At 68.6% G+C, this 17,655-nt stretch carries 15 protein-coding genes; 13 read left to right on the plus strand and 2 right to left on the minus strand.

The annotated features are described in order from the left end of the window. The first annotated feature begins 69 nt into the window (after positions 1-69). The 4 genes from GXW78_RS11070 to GXW78_RS11085 are packed head-to-tail and all read left to right on the plus strand — an operon-like array spanning position 70 to position 4,683. The gene (locus tag GXW78_RS11070; protein WP_211868725.1) at positions 70-810 is read left to right on the plus strand and encodes a cytochrome c oxidase assembly protein; all 741 of its coding nucleotides are present in this window, start codon (positions 70-72) and stop codon (positions 808-810) included. Further along, positions 807-1,781: a cytochrome c oxidase subunit II gene (coxB, locus tag GXW78_RS11075; RefSeq protein WP_338147729.1), complete on the plus strand. Its 975-nt coding sequence runs from the start codon at positions 807-809 to the stop codon at positions 1,779-1,781. The genes GXW78_RS11070 and coxB overlap by 4 nt, the downstream gene beginning before the upstream one ends. Next, positions 1,778-4,315 (plus strand): cbb3-type cytochrome c oxidase subunit I, encoded by a 2,538-nt coding sequence (locus tag GXW78_RS11080; protein ID WP_211868726.1) that lies wholly within the window; start codon positions 1,778-1,780, stop codon positions 4,313-4,315. Before coxB ends, GXW78_RS11080 begins: the two co-directional genes overlap by 4 nt. Then, entirely contained in the window at positions 4,312-4,683 is a 372-nt protein-coding gene (locus GXW78_RS11085; RefSeq protein WP_211868727.1) for a hypothetical protein, read from the plus strand. The genes GXW78_RS11080 and GXW78_RS11085 overlap by 4 nt, the downstream gene beginning before the upstream one ends. 6 nt (positions 4,684-4,689) lie before the next feature. On the opposite strand, the gene GXW78_RS11090 is transcribed toward GXW78_RS11085, so the two are convergent. Further along, the gene (locus GXW78_RS11090) at positions 4,690-5,151 is read right to left on the minus strand and encodes a c-type cytochrome (protein WP_211868728.1); all 462 of its coding nucleotides are present in this window, start codon (positions 5,149-5,151) and stop codon (positions 4,690-4,692) included. A 454-nt stretch (positions 5,152-5,605) separates the two neighbouring features. Between GXW78_RS11090 and GXW78_RS11095 the strand changes: the two genes are divergently transcribed. Next, positions 5,606-5,917, plus strand: coding sequence for a hypothetical protein (locus GXW78_RS11095; protein ID WP_211868729.1), 312 nt, complete (start codon positions 5,606-5,608; stop codon positions 5,915-5,917). A 192-nt stretch (positions 5,918-6,109) separates the two neighbouring features. Here GXW78_RS11095 and GXW78_RS11100 read toward each other — a convergent pair whose 3' ends face one another. Continuing rightward, positions 6,110-7,702 (minus strand): winged helix-turn-helix domain-containing tetratricopeptide repeat protein, encoded by a 1,593-nt coding sequence (locus GXW78_RS11100; RefSeq protein ID WP_211868730.1) that lies wholly within the window; start codon positions 7,700-7,702, stop codon positions 6,110-6,112. A gap of 270 nt (positions 7,703-7,972) precedes the next feature. Between GXW78_RS11100 and GXW78_RS11105 the strand changes: the two genes are divergently transcribed. The 8 genes from GXW78_RS11105 (at position 7,973) to GXW78_RS11140 (ending at position 17,655) form a co-directional block, all read left to right on the plus strand. Then, positions 7,973-8,134, plus strand: a complete 162-nt coding sequence (locus GXW78_RS11105) for a DUF1127 domain-containing protein (RefSeq protein ID WP_211868731.1) — start codon at positions 7,973-7,975, stop codon at positions 8,132-8,134. A gap of 42 nt (positions 8,135-8,176) precedes the next feature. Further along, positions 8,177-9,127, plus strand: a complete 951-nt coding sequence (locus GXW78_RS11110) for a DMT family transporter (protein ID WP_211868733.1) — start codon at positions 8,177-8,179, stop codon at positions 9,125-9,127. A gap of 191 nt (positions 9,128-9,318) precedes the next feature. Then, on the plus strand, positions 9,319-10,854 hold the full coding sequence (gene pehA / locus GXW78_RS11115) for a phosphoric/sulfuric ester hydrolase PehA (protein WP_211868734.1): 1,536 nt from the start codon (positions 9,319-9,321) through the stop codon (positions 10,852-10,854). Further along, positions 10,854-12,476 (plus strand): ABC transporter substrate-binding protein, encoded by a 1,623-nt coding sequence (locus tag GXW78_RS11120; protein WP_246522066.1) that lies wholly within the window; start codon positions 10,854-10,856, stop codon positions 12,474-12,476. Before pehA ends, GXW78_RS11120 begins: the two co-directional genes overlap by 1 nt. A 3-nt stretch (positions 12,477-12,479) precedes the next feature. Further along, positions 12,480-14,045 carry an ABC transporter substrate-binding protein gene (locus GXW78_RS11125; RefSeq protein ID WP_211868738.1) on the plus strand — a complete coding sequence of 522 codons (1,566 nt, stop codon included), beginning with the start codon at positions 12,480-12,482 and terminating at the stop codon, positions 14,043-14,045. Between the two features lie 3 nt (positions 14,046-14,048). Continuing rightward, positions 14,049-15,668 carry an ABC transporter substrate-binding protein gene (locus GXW78_RS11130; protein ID WP_211868740.1) on the plus strand — a complete coding sequence of 540 codons (1,620 nt, stop codon included), beginning with the start codon at positions 14,049-14,051 and terminating at the stop codon, positions 15,666-15,668. Then, positions 15,665-16,651, plus strand: coding sequence for an ABC transporter ATP-binding protein (locus GXW78_RS11135; protein ID WP_211868742.1), 987 nt, complete (start codon positions 15,665-15,667; stop codon positions 16,649-16,651). The genes GXW78_RS11130 and GXW78_RS11135 overlap by 4 nt, the downstream gene beginning before the upstream one ends. Beyond that, complete coding sequence (locus tag GXW78_RS11140; protein ID WP_211868744.1) at positions 16,648-17,655, plus strand: ABC transporter ATP-binding protein; 1,008 nt, start codon at positions 16,648-16,650, stop codon at positions 17,653-17,655. The genes GXW78_RS11135 and GXW78_RS11140 overlap by 4 nt, the downstream gene beginning before the upstream one ends.

Below are 17,655 nucleotides of genomic sequence, written 5' to 3' on the forward strand. Positions count from 1 at the left end.
GGTCCGACGCAGGCATCCTTTCGGGCTCTCGCGCGTTGGCCCAGCGACAGGGCGGGAGTTCCGAGGGGCATGGGCGAGTGGACGCTGGAAAGCTCCTGGCAGACCTATTGCGGAAATCCACCGGCGCCTGGCGGTGCGGAATGGAACTGGGACTTCTGGCTCGGCGGGGCACTCGCGGCGGGTCTCGCGCTGGCCTGGTCGCGAAGCGCGGATAGACGTGCGCTGCTGATTGGCTGGGTGTTGTTGGCGTTCGCGCTGGTGTCTCCGCTTTGCAACTTGTCGGTCGCGCTGTTCTCGGCCCGGGTCGGGCAGCATCTCGTCATCCTGCTTGCGGCCGCGCCGCTCTTGGCGCTCGGGCTTTCGGCGCCGCGGCGACCCCAGGCGCCGGGCGGAATCGCGGCCGCCGCGGCCTGCTTCGCAGTACTGCTTTGGGTATGGCACCTGCCGGGTCCCTATGTGGCGACCTTCCGGTCGGACGTTGCCTACTGGGTCATGCATCTCAGCCTGCTGGGGGCTGGCATCTGGCTATGGCGCGGTCTGCTGCTCGCGGCGGCCACGCGGCCGGAAGCGGTGCTGCCGGCCGGCATCGCCACCGCGGCGCAGATGAGCGCGCTTGGCGCCTTCCTGACCTTCGCCCCGCGCGCGCTCTTTCCCCCGCACGCCTACACGACCCTGGCCTGGGGCCTGACACCGCTGGAGGACCAGCAGCTCGGCGGGTTGCTGATGTGGGTGCCGGGAGGGCTCGCCTTCGCGGGCGTGGCGATGGGCGCGCTGGTCATGGCGATGCGGCGCGGGCGCTTTGCGGCGTGAGGCGGCCCGCCGCCCTTGCCATGGTGGCGCTGGCGGGCTGCTCGGGCGCGCAAACGCCGCTGGACCCATGGGGCATCCAGGCGGCACGCATCGCTGAGCTGACCCACGTTCTGTTCATCGGCGGCACGGTCATCTTCGTACTGACCATGGGGTTTCTGGCAGCCGCCCTGCTGGCGCCCGGCCGGGTGCGGGAGCGGATCGGATCGCGGCGCTTCGTCGTCGGCGGAGGCATCGTGTTCCCGGTCGTCACCCTGGCGGCGCTGCTGGTCTACTCGCTCGGCGTCTCGCGCGCGCTGACCCTGCCGTTGGGGCCGGCGCCGCTGCGCGTCGAAATCATCGGCCGCCAATACTGGTGGGAGGTGCGCTACCCAGATCTCGGCGCGGGCGCCGTCACCGCGAACCAACTGCACCTGCCAGTCGGGCGCGAGATCGAGCTGCTGCTGACCTCCGCCGACGTGATCCACAGCGTCTGGATTCCGAATCTGCACGGCAAGATGGACATGATCCCCGGACGCGTGAACCGCCAGCGGCTGCGGGTGGATCGCACCGGCGTGCTGCGTGGGCAATGCGCCGAGTTCTGCGGCCTGCAACACAGCATCATGGCCTTCTGGGTGGTTGCGCAGGAACCGGCGGAGTTCGACGCCTGGGTTGCCCGCCAGCAGGCGCCGGTACCTCCGCCGGCGGACGAAGAACAGGCGCGCGGCATGCAGGTGTTCGGCGAGGCCGGTTGCGGTGCCTGCCACACCGTGCGCGGCACCGAGTTCCAGGGCCGCCTGGCGCCCGACCTGTCGCGTGTCGGCTCGCGCCTGTCGCTGGCCGCCGGTGCGCTCGACAACCATCGCGGCACGATGGCGGGCTGGATCGCCGGGGCGCAGGACATCAAGCCGGGCAATGCCATGCCGGCCTATGGGCGGTCACTGGAGGGCACCGATCTGCTGGCGGTGGCAGCGTGGCTGGAGGCGCTGAGATGAGCGCCGATCATCATGCATCGGAGCGCCTGCCCAACCCCCTGCCGCGCCCACCGGACGAACTCGGCCGGCTCCGCGCCGCCTGGCAGCGGCCCCGGGGCTGGCGCGTCATCGGCGAGATCAACAACAACCTGATCGGCCCGCTGTTCGTGGTGACGGCGCTGCTGTTCCTGACGCTGGCGGGGCTGCTGGGCGTGCTGATGCGCGTGCAGCTGGCGATGCCGGGCCTGACCATCATCGACCCGGCGACCTACAATCAGGTCTTCACCATGCATGGCACGGTGATGATGTTCCTGTTCGCCGTGCCGGCAGTGGAGGCGGTCGGGATCACGCTGCTGCCGGGCATGCTCGGCGCGCGGGAACTGCCGACGCCGCGGCTCGGCGCCTATGCCTACTGGATCTACCTGATCGGCGGACTGGCCTTCTTCAGCTCGCTGTTCTTCGGCGTCGCGCCGGACGGCGGCTGGTTCATGTACCCGCCGCTGACCAGCAAAGAGCATTCGCCGGGCGTCAACACCGACATGTACCTGCTCGGCATCGGCTTCATCGAGATATCGGCCATCGCCGGCGCTATCGAGTTGATCGTAGGCATCCTGCGCTGCCGCGCGCCCGGGATGACGCTGGGGCGCATGCCGATCTTCGCCTGGGCGATGCTGGTCTTTGCCGCGATGGTGGTCTTTGCCTTCCCGGCGGTGATCGTGGCGAGCACGCTGCTCGAACTCGAACGTGCCTTCGGCTGGCCGTTCTTCCTGCCCGAGCGCGGCGGCGACCCGCTGCTGTGGCAGCACCTGTTCTGGTTCTTCGGTCACCCGGAGGTCTACGTCATCTTCCTGCCGGCGGCGGGCATGGTCTCGATGATTGTGCCGGCCATGGCGGGCACGGCGCTGCTGGCGCATGGGCTCGTGGTGACGGCGCTGGTGGGCACCGCCTTCCTCAGCTTCGGGCTGTGGGTGCACCATATGTACGCGACCGGCATCCCGGGGCTGAGCCTGGCCTATTTCTCCGCCGCGGGCTTCGCTGTGTCGGTGCCCTCGGGGCTGCAGGTCTTCGCCTGGATCGGAACATTCGCGGATGGCAAGCGCGTGCGCATCGCCACACCGACATTGTTCGTCTTCGGCTTCCTGTTCATCTTCGTGCTGGGCGGACTGACCGGGGTGATGGCCTCAGTCACGCCCTTCGACTGGCAGGCGCACGACACTTATTTCATCGTGGCGCACCTGCACTACGTGCTGATCGGCGGCATGGTCTTCCCGCTCCTGGCTGCGCTGTACTACTGGGCGCCGGCGATCGGCACGCCGCTGTCCGAACGGCTCGGCCGATGGGCGTTCTGGCTGCTGTTCCTCGGCACCAACCTGACCTTCTTCCCGATGCACATCGCCGGCTTCATGGGCATGCCGCGGCGCATCTACACCTACCCGGCGGGCATGGGGCTGGAACTGTGGAACGCGCTTTCCACGGCCGGCGCGCTGACGGTGCTGGCCGGGGGAGTGGTGCTGATGGTGGACATCGCGCGCAACTTCCGCCTCACCACCGGCGGCAGCGGCAATCCGTGGCAGTCGGGCACGGCCGAGTGGCTGGGCGGCGAGGATTACGGCCTGCGCAGCATTCCGCGCATCGCCGGCCGGTATCCTCTGTGGGACAACCCGCAGCTCGGGGCGGAGGTCGAAGCGGGACGGCATCTGCTGCCCGGTACGCTGACCGGCCGTCGAGAATCCCTCATCACGAGCGCCGACGAGGCGCTGGCGCAGTACGTCGCCATCCTTCCAGGCCCGGGCTTCGCGCATGTCGTCGCGGCAATCGGGACGGCGGGGTTCTTTCTGTCGCTGGCAGTCGAGGCGCTGGTGCCGGCGGCGGCCTTTGGTGTCGTGGCGCTGGGCGGATTCCTGCGCTGGCTCTGGACCGGCACCGACCACGGGCCGCTGCCCGCGCGGCACGATGGAATAGGCGAGGGTCTCGACCTGCCCAACTACGTCACCGGGCCGCTTGCGACGTCCTGGTGGGCGATGATCTGCCTGATGCTGGTCAGCGGCACCGCCTATGCGTGCACCATGGGTAGCTATCTGTTCCTGTGGCTCGTGAATGGCGATGCGATGTGGCCGCCCGACGGCATGGATCGTCCGGTAGCCGCTTGGGGCGCGGCCGCGCTGGTCGGATACGGCGCGTCCGCCGGCGTGGTTCTGGCGGCCTCCGCCATCCTGCGACTGCGCGGCGTGCTACCGGCGTTGCTCGTGCCGTTGGCGCTGCTTCTGCTGAGCGCAGGTTTTGCCGCCGACCTGACGGCGTTGTGGCAGGCGGGGCTGCGGCCGAGCCTGCATGCCCATGCCGCAGCTTCCTACGCGCTGATGGTCTGGCAGGGCCTGCATGTCGCGGTGGCTGCCATCATGGCCTGCTACCTGGTCGCGCGGTCCTGGGCCGGGATGCTGAACGGTACGCGACGGTTGAGTTTCGACAACGTCATGCTGTTCTGGCTTTACACGGTGGGGCAGGGAGTGCTCGGCGTGGCGCTGCTGCACGGCTTTCCGAGGCTGCTCGCATGAACGCCGCTGCCGTGGCCCGGCCAGTCCGTGCGGTGCTGCTTTCGGTGGCAGGCCTCGTGGTCTGGGCGGGGCATTTCACGGCGATCTACGCCGCCAGCGCGGTGGCCTGCGAGCGAGGATTGGCGGAGCGGTCCGTGTTTGGCCTGCCCTGGATCTCGGCGATGGTGGGGCTCGCCACCGTCGTGGCGCTGGCGCTGCTGGCCCTGGTGCTGCGCCCTTCGCTTCGGATGCCTGCCGCATCGGTGCTGGATGGTGGCGAGGCGGAGCCTCGCTTCACGCGCTGGTTCGCCGGCAGTACCGCCGTGCTTGCGGCGTTGGGTGTGGTGTTCCAGGCCGTGCCGGTGCTGCTGCTGCCCGGTTGTGGCTGACGTCGCTTAGCCGCGCGGGCGCAGCCGAGGCGCCTCGCGCGGGCCACCCTCCTGCGGACCGAGTTGCATTCCTGGCGGGACCGGCGGCAGGCGAGTCGCGCCAAGGGTGAACAGGAAAGCCGCTGCGTCGCGGGCCTGCTCCTCGGTCAAGCCGAGCGCCGGCATGGCGGAACCCGGCGAGATCGATCGAGGATCGAGCAGCCACGCGACAAGGTTCTCGGGCGCGTTGGGCAACCGGCCGCCGACATAGCCGCGCCGCGACCATTCCATCAGCGGTGGCCCCACCCACGAGACAGCGCCGGGCACGCCCGGGATGACGTGGCAAGCACCGCAGCCGGCCTCCAGGATCACCGCATGACCCCGTCGCGGATCGCCGCCGGCGACATGCGGAGCGGCGGGATCCTCGGCGTCACAGGCGCCGCCGAGCAGCAGGAGCAGGGTTGCGCAGGCGGCGCGTCGCGGGCTCATCCACGGATTCCTCCAGCGCGATCTCACGGCAGGGCGGGCCTGTCTCCTTCCCGCCGTCTGCGCCAGCAACGCCCGAACGGTGCCAGCGGTTTGCCGGGCGACCGTCCGCGCGGGGTATCGCGGGCTTTGTCTCTGGAGAATAGGGACTGACGTGCATCCATGGCCGTCGAGGCGTCGCTCGCCATGCGAGAAGGATCGTCCGCTGAGGCACCCGCAGCACGGCCGAACGCGCCACTCCGCGGCCGTGCCTGCGCATCAACCGGGAATCCGGACTTTCTCCAGATCTTCTCCAGCCGTTCTCCAAGCACCCACGATATCGCCTGCGTAGGGTTCACTTACGTCCCCAAGGGCAGTCATGTCCGGGAAGGCCGGATGGTCCGGCGCGGGACGTCATGCATCAGCGAACCGCGCCGCGCGCCCACGGGTCGCTCGGCCAAACCCTTGGAGACAGATCATGTCGAGCACCCTCATCCGCATTGTTGCCACCGTCGCGATGGCATCGTTCGGTGTCGCACCAGGCGCCCAGGCCTTTCGCCAGTCCGGCACCTATACGCCGCAGGTCATGGGCTCGGGCGAGAACCAGTCCGCCGTGCCACCGAGCGGGGTGATGGGTTCCGTGCAACCGCGCGCCATCATCACGGGCGCGGGCGAGAACCTGTCGGTGCAGCATCTTGACGTGCCGCCCCCGGCGTCTCCCGACTACGTTGCGCGGATCACCGGCAGCGGAGAGAACCTCTCCGTGGTCCACGTCCCGTCGGGCGGCTGACCCGGTTCCGCGTCGTCAGCCGGATCCTGGTTCGGTGGAACGACCCGAACGGGATCCGGCCCGACAGCCTGCCGTCCCTGTTGGCATGAGGACGCCCGGCCAACCAGCGTCGTTCAACGCTGCCGACACGATCTCCGCGCGCGCGACGCATCGTCCGGTGCGTCGTCACGGAATGACGAGCTGGTGCCTGCGCTACAGCCCAGCGGCCGGACCATCATCGAGGCCAGCGTGCCGCAGCCCGTCCAGGCAACGATCGATCAGACCTTGCTCGGCACAGAAGAAGAAGTCGGCGCGCGCCGCACTCAGAGTGTAGCCCGGCGCCTTCTCCAGCAGTCCCGCCAGCGCCCGGCTCGCTTCCTCTCGCCGCTCCATCAGCCCCAGCGATGCCGTCAGCATCATATGGGGCCAGGACTTCGCATTCGGCACCCGCGTCGCACGGCGGGCGTAGTCCACCGCTTCAGCAAGCTCGTCGAGATCGATATGGGCAAGTGCGCGCGCCGCGTGAAAGCTCGACAGATGCGGGTCGCGCGGGCTGAGCTCCGCGGCGCGGTCGATATGCACCATCCCTTCCCGCGGCCGGCCACTCCAGATCATGGTGCAGCCAAGCGCGTAGTGCGCCTGCGCGAAGCTCGGGTTCAGCGCCACCGCCTCCGCCAGCAGCGCGATCGCCTCCTCGTAATCATGGCGAAAGGCGTGCACGCGGCCCAGAACGCATAGGTTCATGCAATCCTGGTTGTCGAGCGCCACGGCGCTGCGGCTCAGGCGCAGCGCCTCATCGATCCGCGCCTCCCGCTCGCCAGGCCCGTCCACCACGGCCTCCTGCAGCAGCACATACGCGAGGCCGCCATGCGCGCGCGCGAAGGTGGGGTCGAGCGAGATGGCGCGGCGAAACATCGTCTCCGCCTCCGCCATGCCGGGTTGCGTGAAGCCCCATAGGTGGAACAGCCCACGCTGGTAGCAGTCCCAGGCGCCCAGGTTGACCGGAGGCCGCCGCGCCGCCGCCTCTCTCTCAAGCCGCGCGAGCTCGGGTTCGATCGCCGCCGCGATCTGCTCGGACATGGCGCGCTGCACGTCGAGCACATCGGCTAATGCGAGGTCATAGGTTTCCGACCAGAGCTGCCGTCCGCTCTCGCAGGACACGAGGTCGGCGGCGAGACGCACATGATCGCCCCGCTTGGCGACGCTGCCATGCACGAGGTAACGCACGCCGAAAGTCGCGCCGATCTCGCGCGAGTCTACGTCCCGGCCCCGGAAGGCTGCGGCGGTGTGGCGGCTCAGTACGTCCATCCAGCGATGGCGCGCGAGCAGGCGGATGATGTCCTCGGTCAGGCCATAGCTGAAGTAGTCGCTATCCGGCTCGGCGCTGTGATTGGCGAAGGGCAGCACCACGACGGAAGGTCGGGGCGACGGTTCGGCAGCCACGACGGCCGCCACGGGCATCTCCGCCGGCGCAGGGTCGGGCACCGCCTCCTCGGGCAGTTCCATGACCTCGCCTACGAAGCGGAAGCCGCGCTTGTGGATGGTCTTGATCAGTGACTGCCGCTCGCCGTCGTCGCCCACGGCCTTGCGCGCAGCGTTGATGCGGCTGCTGAGCGCTGCCTCGGAGACGATCCGCCCGCTCCAGATCTCGTCGAGCAGTTCGTCCTTGCTGACCACGCGGTCGCGGTGTCGCAGCAGATGAACCAGCAGGTCGAAGACCTGGGGCTCGACATGCACGCGACTTCCATCACGACGCAGTTCCTGCCGGCGCAGATCGACTTCATGGCCGGCGAAGGTGAGAGGCATTCCGGTCCTCCCCGCAGATAGCCGCCCTCCGGCGACGTGTCCGGGTGCCCATGCAAAGGGCCACGACCACGCCGCGACCCCGCAAGTATCCGTCACTCGGCCAGCCACGCTCAACAGTCGAGTGCGACAGATCACGCGAAGCGCCGATTCCACAAGGAAATCTCAAGTGGCTCACAAGCGCGACACCAAGCACCGCGCGCCACGGTGCCGCAGATTTGGCAGGCCGCGCGACGCTTCTGCCGGCGGCATGCAACGGAAGGAACGCCTGCCATGACGACCCTCGGATCGATGATCGACGGCTTCGCGCGCATCCGGGAACGCGCCCGGGGACGGAAGCTGCTGCTCGAGATGGATGCCCGGCTCCTGAAGGATATCGGCATCTCCCGTGACATCGCCGCGGCGGAAGCCGCCAAGCCCTGGTGGCGGGACTGACGCGCAGGCGTCCCCCGCTGCCGGTCACCGGAGGCATCCGACATGACCACCACGCTTTCACCGCTCGGCATTGCGGCCGGGCTCGCTGCATCCACCATCTGGGGCGGCGCCATTGCCGTAACGCGCCTCGGCGTGTCCGGCGAGGCATCGTTCGGGCCTGCGGACATCGCGATGCTGCGCTTCGCAGTCCCGGCGCTCCTGCTGCTGCCTGTCCTGCGCCGGGCCTGGCCGCGGTTACGACAGGTCTCCCCCTGGCTGCTCGCCCTGCTGCTGGGGGGCGGGGGCGCGCCATTCGTCCTCATCGTCGGCAGCGGGCTCAGCGTCGCCGGTACGGCGGAGGCGGGGGCGCTGCTGCCGGGGACGGTGCCGCTCTGCGTGGCGCTTGTCTCCGCGCTGATGGGTGAGCGCATCAGCAGTACCCGCGTGGCGGGCCTCGCGATGATCGCCTTGGCCGTCGCAACCGTGGTGCTGCCCGCGATCGCCGTCGGCGGCGGGGCGCCTTCACTCGGTCATCTCCTTCTGCTTCTGGCTGCGCTGCTGGCCGCCGGATACACGATCGCGCTGCGGCGAAGCGGCATCGGACCGTGGGAGGCGGCGGCCTTCGTCAGCGCGGGCTCCGTGGCGGGACTTGGACCGTTCTATCTGCTGACGATGGAGCCCGCCGTACTGGCCATGCCGCTGCATGACGTCGCCGTGCAGGCGGTGTTCCAAGGGATAGCTTCGGGGATCCTCGCACCCGTGGCCTTCGCAGCGGCGGTGCAGCGACTGGGTGCCTCGAAGGCCGCAGCCTTCGGCAGCCTGAGCCCGGGCGCGGCCTGTCTAGGTGGCTTTGCGCTGCTCGGTGAGATGCCGGATGGGCTTGCCCTGGTGGCGGTTCTCATCTCCTGCATTGGTGTCGCGTTGGCGACGCGAACATCCGGCGCACCGCTGCGGATATGGCCGGCAACCCAGGGCGGCCGCACCCGGAAGTGCCAGGTCGAACAGGGCGCATGAGGGATAGCGGCGCCGCCCATCGTTTCCTGATGCGCCCGCTGCCATCCCGAACGAGTGGTTAGGTCGAACCCCGCACAACTCTCCGTGCTGCAAGCAGCATGTCCTGGCACTGTCATCAAGAGTCATCGACGCCGTCACATGACCTTCTCGGAACGGCGTTAAACCCCGCCCGCCTAGCGGATGTGTCGTGGATGTCTCAACGAAAGAATGTGTTGCTCATCGTCGTGGACCAGTGGCGGGCGGATTTCGTGCCTGCGCTCGGTGCGGGCTTTCTGCGCACACCCAATCTGGATCGCCTGTGCAAGGAAGGGGTGACCTTCCGCAACCATGTGACCAACACCGTCCCCTGCGGTCCGGCGCGCGCCAGCCTGCTGACGGGCCTCTACCTCATGAATCACCGCGCGGTGCAGAACACCGTGCCGCTGGATGCGCGCCATACCAACCTCGCGAAGGAACTACGCCGCATCGGCTATGATCCGGCACTGATCGGCTACACCACGACGACGCCTGATCCGCGCACCACCGGCGGGAAGGATCCCCGGTTCACCACGCTCGGCGACCTGATGGACGGCTTCCGCGCCGTCGGCGCCTTCGAGCCCAGCATGGACGGCTACTTCGGCTGGCTCGCACAGAAAGGCTATCAGCTCCCCGCGAAGCGCGAGGACATCTGGCTGCCCGAAGGCGAGGACGCCGTGCCCGGCGTCACCAGCCGCCCGAGCCGCATTCCGGCCGAGCTCTCCGACACGGCGTACTTCACTGAGCGTGCCCTAACTTATCTGAAGGGTCGCAACGGCAAGCCGTGGTTCCTGCATCTCGGCTACTACCGGCCGCATCCGCCCTTCATCGCGGCCGCGCCATATCATGCGATGTATCGGCCGGAAGACATGCCGGCTCTGCATCGCCAACCCCAGTGGCAGGACGAAGCGAAGCAGCATCCGCTTCTGGATTTCTACCTCCACGGCATCAGCCAGGGTTCCTTCTTCCACGGCGCCGGTGGTGCGGCGACGGAGTTGGATGCGGAGGCCATCGCGCAGATGCGCGCCACCTACTGCGGCATGATCACCGAGGTGGACGACGCGCTGGGCCATGTCGTCGCCTATCTGGATGAGACGAAGCAGTGGGAGGACACGCTCGTCATCTTCACGTCCGATCACGGCGAGCAACTCGGCGACCACTATCTGCTCGGCAAGATCGGCTACCACGACGAGAGCTTCCGCATCCCGCTGGTGATCAAGGATCCCGCCGCGCCGGCCGGGTCCGCCGGCCGCATCGAGGACGCCTTCACCGAAAGCGTCGATGTACTGCCCACCATCCTGGACTGGCTCGGCGGCAGCGCGCCACGCGCCTGCGACGGCCGGTCGCTCCTGCCGCTGGTGGCTGGCGAGAGACCAGCCGATTGGCGCCAGCACCTGTTCTACGAGTTCGACTTCCGTGATGTCTTCTACTCGCATCCGGAGACGACGCTGCGCCTGCATATGGATGATTGCGCACTCTGCGTCGTGCAGGATGAGGACTGGAAATACGTCCACTTCACGACGCTGCCGCCGTTGCTGTTCAACCTGCGCGAGGATCCGCAGCAGTTCCACAATCTCGCCAGCGATCCCGCCTGCGCGACGATCGTTCGTGACTATGCGCAGCGCGCTCTTTCGCACCGCATGCGCCACGCCGAACGCACTCTCACACACTTCCGTGCCACCCCCCATGGCCTTGAGGAGCGCCAGCCGTGATGATCTCCCGCCGTCCCCTCCTCCTTGGTGCCTCGGCCATCGCCCTGCCGCGCGTCGCCATCGCCCAGGCCGACCAGCGCCCGGCGATCAACATCGCGGTGCAGAAGATCAGCAACTCCAACACGCTGGAGGTACTGCGCGAGCAGTCCAATGTCGGCGAGCGCATCTTCTTTTCCTCGCTGTGGGAGCCGCTGATCGGCCGCGACTGGCTGAACGAGCTGCGCACCGTGCCGATGCTGGCGACGGAATGGCGCCGCATCTCCGACAGCGTGGTCGAACTGACGCTGCGGGAGGGCGTGAAGTTCCACAATGGCGACGTGATGACGGCCGAGGACGTGGCCTTCTCCTTCGGGCGGGAGCGCATGTTCGGCGACTCGCCTGCCTCGGCCCAGGGCCGCACCATCACCGTCCGTGGCGACATCGTCCCCTCCCCGGCGCAGCGGGAGTTACCGGTCGAGGTGACGGGCGTCGCCCGCCGGGCCTGGCCGGCGCTCGAGCGGGTCGAGATCGTGGACGCACGCACAGTCCGCTTCCACAACGCGTCGCCCGACGTGACGATGGAAGGACGCCTTTCGCGGTACGGCAGTGAGATCATCTCGCGCCGCGGTTTTCAGGAGGCGCGCGGCTGGTTCGATTGGGCGCGCCGGCCCGTGCTGACCGGCCCCTACCAGGTGGTGGAATTCCGGCCTGACCACTCGCTGACGCTGGCCGCCCACGACGAGTACTGGGGGGGCCGTCCGCCCCTCCGTCAAATCCGCTTCCTGGAGGTCCCGGAGGTTTCCGCCCGCATCAACGCGCTGCGCACCGGCGAAGTGCAGTTCGCCTGCGACCTGCCGCCGGACCAGATCGAAGGCATCGAGCGGGACCGCGCCTATGAGGTGCAGGGCGGCACAATTCTGAATCACCGCCTGACCTGCTTCGACAAATCCCATACTGCGCTGCGGGACGCGCGGGTCCGCCGCGCCTTCACGCATGCCATCGACCGGCAGGCTATCGTGGAAAGCCTGTGGGGTGGCCGCACCGTGATCCCGCGCGGCCTCCAGTGGGACTACTACGGCGAAATGTTCGTCTCGGATTGGGAAGTACCGCGCTTCGATCCGGCCGAAGCCCGGCGCCTGCTGCGCGAGGCGAACTACCGCGGCGAGCCGATCCCGTACCGCCTGCTGAACAACTACTACACGAACCAGACACCGACGGCACAAGTGCTCGTGGAGATGTGGCGCCAGGTCGGTCTGAACGTGGCCATCGACATGAAGGAGAACTGGTCGCAGATCCTCGAGCGCGGCCCGACGCGCGCGGTCCGGGATTGGTCCAACTCCGCCCCCTTCAACGATCCGGTGTCCTCGCTGGTCGCGCAGCACGGGCCGAACGGCCAGCAGCAGCAGGTCGGTGAATACGCCAATGAGGAGCTGAATCGCCTCTGCGTCGAGCTGGAGACCAGCACCGACCGCGCGCGCCGCAAGGTCGTGTTCCGCCGCCTGCTGGAGATCGCGGAACGCGAGGACCCCGCCTACACCGTGCTGCACCAGAACGCGACCTTCACGGCAAAGCGGCGCGAAACACCCTGGCGGGCCGCGCCCGCCTTTGCCATGGAATTCCGCTCCATGAACTGGGGGCGCTGAGCGATGGCGCTGCTTGCGCGCCGCGCCCTCCTCGGGGCGAGCGGCGCATTGGCGTTGCCGCAGCTCGCCGTCGGCCAGCCCGCAAGACCGTCGATTACCATTGCGGTGCAGAAGATCAGCAACAGCAACTCGCTGGAGATGCTGCGCGAGCAATCCAATGTCGGTGGCCGCATCTTCTATTCCTATGCGGAGCCGCTGATCGACACGGACTGGACCGGCGACCTGTCGCTTAGGCCCGGCCTGGCCACCGCCTGGCGCCGGATCGACGACCGCACGCTGGATTTGACTTTGCGCGACGGCGTGCGCTTCCACGACGGCAGGATGATGACGGCCGAGGATGTCGCCCATTCCTTCGGTCCGCGCATGTGGGGCCGCGAGGGAAGCCCGCGCAACCCGCCGCCGGAGGCCGTCGCTGTCGCGCGCCGGTCGTTCCCCGGCTTCGAGCGCATCGAGATTGTCGATGCGCGCACCGTCCGCTTCGTCAACCGTACGCCGGACGTCACGCTGGAAGGCAAGCTGAGCCGCAGCCTTGCGACCATCCATTCCGCCACCGCCTATGACGCCGTCGCGAACTGGAACGAGTGGTCGCGCAAGCCCGTCGGCACCGGCCCCTACCGCGTGGCGGAGTTCCGCGCCGACCACCATTTGCTGCTGGAGGCGCATGACGATTACTGGGGCGGACGGCCGCCCCTGTCGCGCATTCGCTTCCTGGAGGTGCCGGAAGTCGCCGCGCGCATCGCCATGCTGCAATCCGGTGAATGCGAGTTCGCCTGCGACATCCCACCTGACCAGATCGTCGAGGTTGAGCGCAACCCGCGCCATGAGGTTGTCGGCGGATTGATCAGCAACAACCGCATGATCACCTTCGACAGGAACCATGCGGTGCTCGCCAATCCGCTGGTGCGCCGCGCGCTGACCCATTCTATCGACCGCGAGACCATTGTGCAGGCGCTTTGGGCCGGGCGCGCGCGCGTACCGGCCGGTCTCCAGTTCGAGTTCTTCGGCGACATGTTCATCCGCGACTGGACGGTGCCGGAATTCGACCTCACCGAGGCTCGCCGCCTGCTGCGACAGGCAAACTACCGCGGGGAGCCCATCCCCTACCGCGTGCTGAACAACTATTACACCGCGCAGGTGCCGACCGCGCAGATCCTGGTCGAGACCTGGCGGCAGGCCGGACTCAACGTGCAGATCGAGATGCGCGAGAACTGGAGCCAGATCCGCGAACGCACACCGAACCGCGCACTGCGGGACTGGTCCAACGGTGCCTCCTTCGGTGATCCCGTGTCGCAGACGCCGCAGAACTATGGCCGCGACGGCATCGCCTGGACCGACAATGAGTGGCGTAATGAGGAGTTCGGCACCCTCTCGGCGCTGCTGGAAACCTCGACCGACATGGCGCAGCGCCGCCGGGCCTGGGTCCGCATGCTGGCAATCGCGGAACGGGAGGATCCGGCCTGGACCGTGCTGCACCAGACCGCAAACTTCACCGGCAAGCGCAAGGACATCCACTGGAAGGCCGCGCAGGCCTTCGTGATGGACTTCCGCGCGCGCAACTGGGGGGCCTGAACGATGCTCCGTGCAACGCGCCGTACGGCGCTGCTCACCGCCGCTGCCGCAACCCTGCCACGCATCGCCCTGGGCCAGGCGGACCAACGTCCGAGCCTCACCATCGCGGTGCAGAAGCTCTCCAACTCCAACACGCTGGAGCCGCCACGGGAGCAGTCCAATGTCGGCTTTCGCATTTCGAACCTCTTTGCGGAGCCGCTGATCGAGACCGATTGGCGTGGCGATCTCTCGGCGAAGCCGGGCCTTGCCACCGCCTGGCGCCGGACGGGCGAGCGGACGCTCGAATTCGACCTGCGCGAAGGCGTGCGCTTTCACGACGGCCGCACGATAACGGCCGAGGACGTCGTCTTCAGCTTCGGTGAGCGGTTGTTCGGCAGCGATCCGTCCCGCGCCGACACCGCGGGCCGCGACGGCGTACTGGCGGGCGGCACCGGTAAGGAACCGCCATCCGAGGTGGTTGCCGTCTCCCGTCAGGCCTTTCCCGGCCTCCAACGCATGGAGGTCGTTCGCCCCGGCGTAGTGCGCTTCGTCAACGCGCAGCCGGATGTCACGCTGGAAGCCCGGGCACAACAGAATATCGGCGTGATCTTCTCCCGCACAGCCTTCGCCGATGCCGAGAGTTGGCTCGCCTGGGCGCGCCGGCCAGTGGGCACCGGCCCCTATCGTATCGTCGAACTGCGCCCCGACTCAGCGCTCACGCTCGAAGCGCACGACGACTACTGGGGTGGCCGCCCGCCGCTGCGCCGCATTCGCCTGGTGGAAGTGCCGGAAGTGTCGAGTCGGCTGAACGGCCTGTTCTCCGGCGAATTCGACCTCGCCTGCGACATCTCACCCGACCTCGTGAGCGAGGTGGAACGCAATGCGCGTTTCGAGGTGCTGGGAAGCCCGATCAACAACATCCGCATCATGGCCATGGACCGTACCAACCCGGTGCTGGCCGATGCACGGGTTCGCCGCGCCATGACCCATGCCGTGGACCGGCGGGTGATCGTCGAGGCGCTCTGGGCCGGGCGCACCGAGGTGCCGCGTGGATTGCAGCTCGAGAACTATGGGCCGATGTTCCTCCCGGATTGGGAGAATCCGCGCTTCGACCCCGCCGAGGCACGGCGCCTCCTGCGCGACGCAGGCTATCGCGGCGAGCCGATCAGCTACCGCCTTCTGAACAACTACTACACCAACCAGGTCTCCAACGCGCAGATCGTCGTGGAGATGTGGCGTCAGGTCGGCCTCAACGTTCAGATCGAGATGAAGGAGAATTTCGACCAGCTGGTGGCCCGCACACCGGGCCGCGGCATCCGCGACTGGTCGAACACCTCCACCTTTGGCGACCCGGTCGCGGGGCTGCTGCGCAGCTACGGGCCGCGCACCAATGCCGCGCGCTACGGCGAATGGACGAATGAGGAATTCGACCGCGCCGCCGTGGCGCTGACCACCTCCAACGACATGGGGCAGCGCCGCAGGTTGTTCCGCCGCATGCTGGAGATCGTCGAGCGCGAGGACCCGGGCTATCTCGTGCTGCATCAGGCGGCGGCTTTCACGGCGAAGCGCAAGGACCTCGTCTGGCGCGCTTCCAAGGGCTGGCCGATGCTGTTCGGCCCGGGCCAGGTCGGCACCGGCGCGTGAACACCCTCGTCACCATCCGCGATCTGCGCGTCGCCTTCGACGGTGTGCCGGCATTGCACGGCATCGATCTCGACGTGGGAAGCGGTGAGGCGCTGGCGCTGGTGGGCGAGTCCGGTTGCGGCAAGTCGGTCACCTGGCTCGCCGCGCTCGGCCTGCTGCCAAGCAAGGCGCAGGTGACCGGCAGTGTCCGGCTGGACGGCCAGGAAATCCTGCACGCGCCGCCCGCTCGGCTCGATGCGATCCGCGGCGGCCGTATCGCCATGATCTTTCAGGACCCGGCAAGCAGCCTGAATCCGGTTCACCGGATCGGCCGCCAGATCACCGAGGCACTGCGCCTGCACCGCGGCCTGACCGGGGAGGCAGCACGCGAGGAGGCTCGCCGGCTGCTGGACCGCGTCGGGATGCCCGATGCGCGGCGTCGGCTGCAGGCATACCCGCACGAGCTTTCCGGCGGCCAGAACCAGCGCGTGATGATTGCCATGGCGCTCGCCGGTGAGCCGGAGCTCCTGGTGGCCGACGAGCCCACCACGGCGCTGGATGTCACCATCCAGGCGCAGATCCTCGATCTGCTGAGCGAGATCCGTCGCGACACCGGCATGGCGCTGGTACTGATCTCCCACGATCTCGGCGTGGTGGCGGAGACCTGCGAGCGCGTCTGCGTCATGTATGCCGGCCGCATCGTCGAGGAGACGGCGGCGCAGACGCTCTTCGCCGCGCCGGCGCATCCATACGCGGCCGGGCTGATGGCCGCGCTGCCGCCGATGACCGGCGTGCGCCGCAGATTGGCCGCGATCCCGGGCGGCGTTCCGGAGCCCTGGTCGATGCCGCGTGGTTGCGCCTTTGCGCCGCGCTGCCCGTTGCGTGGCGTGGCGTGCGATGCGGCGGTGCCGCCGCTGGCAACCGTGGCGCCGGGCCACCGCGCCGCCTGCCTGCGGCCGCAGAGCCAGGTTGCCGCGACCGGGCGCCTGCTGGTTCCGGCATGAGCGGCGTTCCGCTCCTCCAGGCGCGCGAACTCGTGCGCCGCTACACGATGCGCCGCGGCCTGATGGGACGCCCCGTCGAAGTACGCGCCGTGGATGGCGTCACGCTGGCGCTGGAACGCGGGCGCACGCTCGGTCTGGTGGGCGAGTCCGGCTGTGGCAAATCCACCACCGGTCGCCTGGTGCTGGGGCTGGAAGTGCCGGACGGCGGCAATGTCACCTTCCGCGAAGGCCCCATGCCGCCGCGACAGACCGCCGAGTGGCGAAGGCTGCGGGCGCGCATGGCGATGGTCTATCAGGACCCGCTCGGCGCGCTCGACCGGCGGTTGCCCATAGGCACGCAGATTGCCGAGCCGCTCGACATCCACGGTATCGGCAGCAGGGCGGACCGGCCGGAGCGCGTGGCGCAGCTGTTGCGCGATGTCGGCCTGCGGCCCGACCATGCGCAGCGCTATCCGCATGAGCTGTCAGGCGGGCAACGCCAGCGTGCCGTGCTGGCCCGCGCCCTCGCCACCGGGCCGGAACTGCTGGTCTGTGACGAGCCGATCAGCGCGCTCGACGTCTCGATTCAGGCTCAGGTGATGAATCTGCTGGCCGAGGTGCAGGAGCGCAGCGGCATCGCGTTGCTCTTCATCTCGCATGACCTGCGCGCCGTGCGGCAGATGAGCCACCGTGTCGCCGTGATGTATCTCGGTCGCATCGTGGAGGAAGGCGACCCCGATGCCGTCCTGCACAGCCCCGCGCACCCCTACTCGCAGGCGCTGGTCTCGGCGATTCCGCAGCCTGGCCGCGGCGGCCGGCGCATTATTCTGCAGGGCGATCCGCCCAACCCCGCCGCGCGGCCATCCGGCTGCGCCTTCCATCCCCGGTGTGCGCTGGCCGCCGCTCTCTGCAGCAGGGCCGCGCCAGTGCTGAAGCCGCTGCCGGATGGTCGGCTCGCCGCCTGTCATGTCGCCCATGGCACCGTCTCCCCCCGAGACGGCATGCCCCAGCAGCGGGCCGCCTAG

Source organism: Neoroseomonas terrae (genome assembly GCF_018129025.1).
In the GTDB taxonomy this organism is placed as follows: Bacteria; Pseudomonadota; Alphaproteobacteria; order Acetobacterales; family Acetobacteraceae; genus Neoroseomonas; species Neoroseomonas terrae.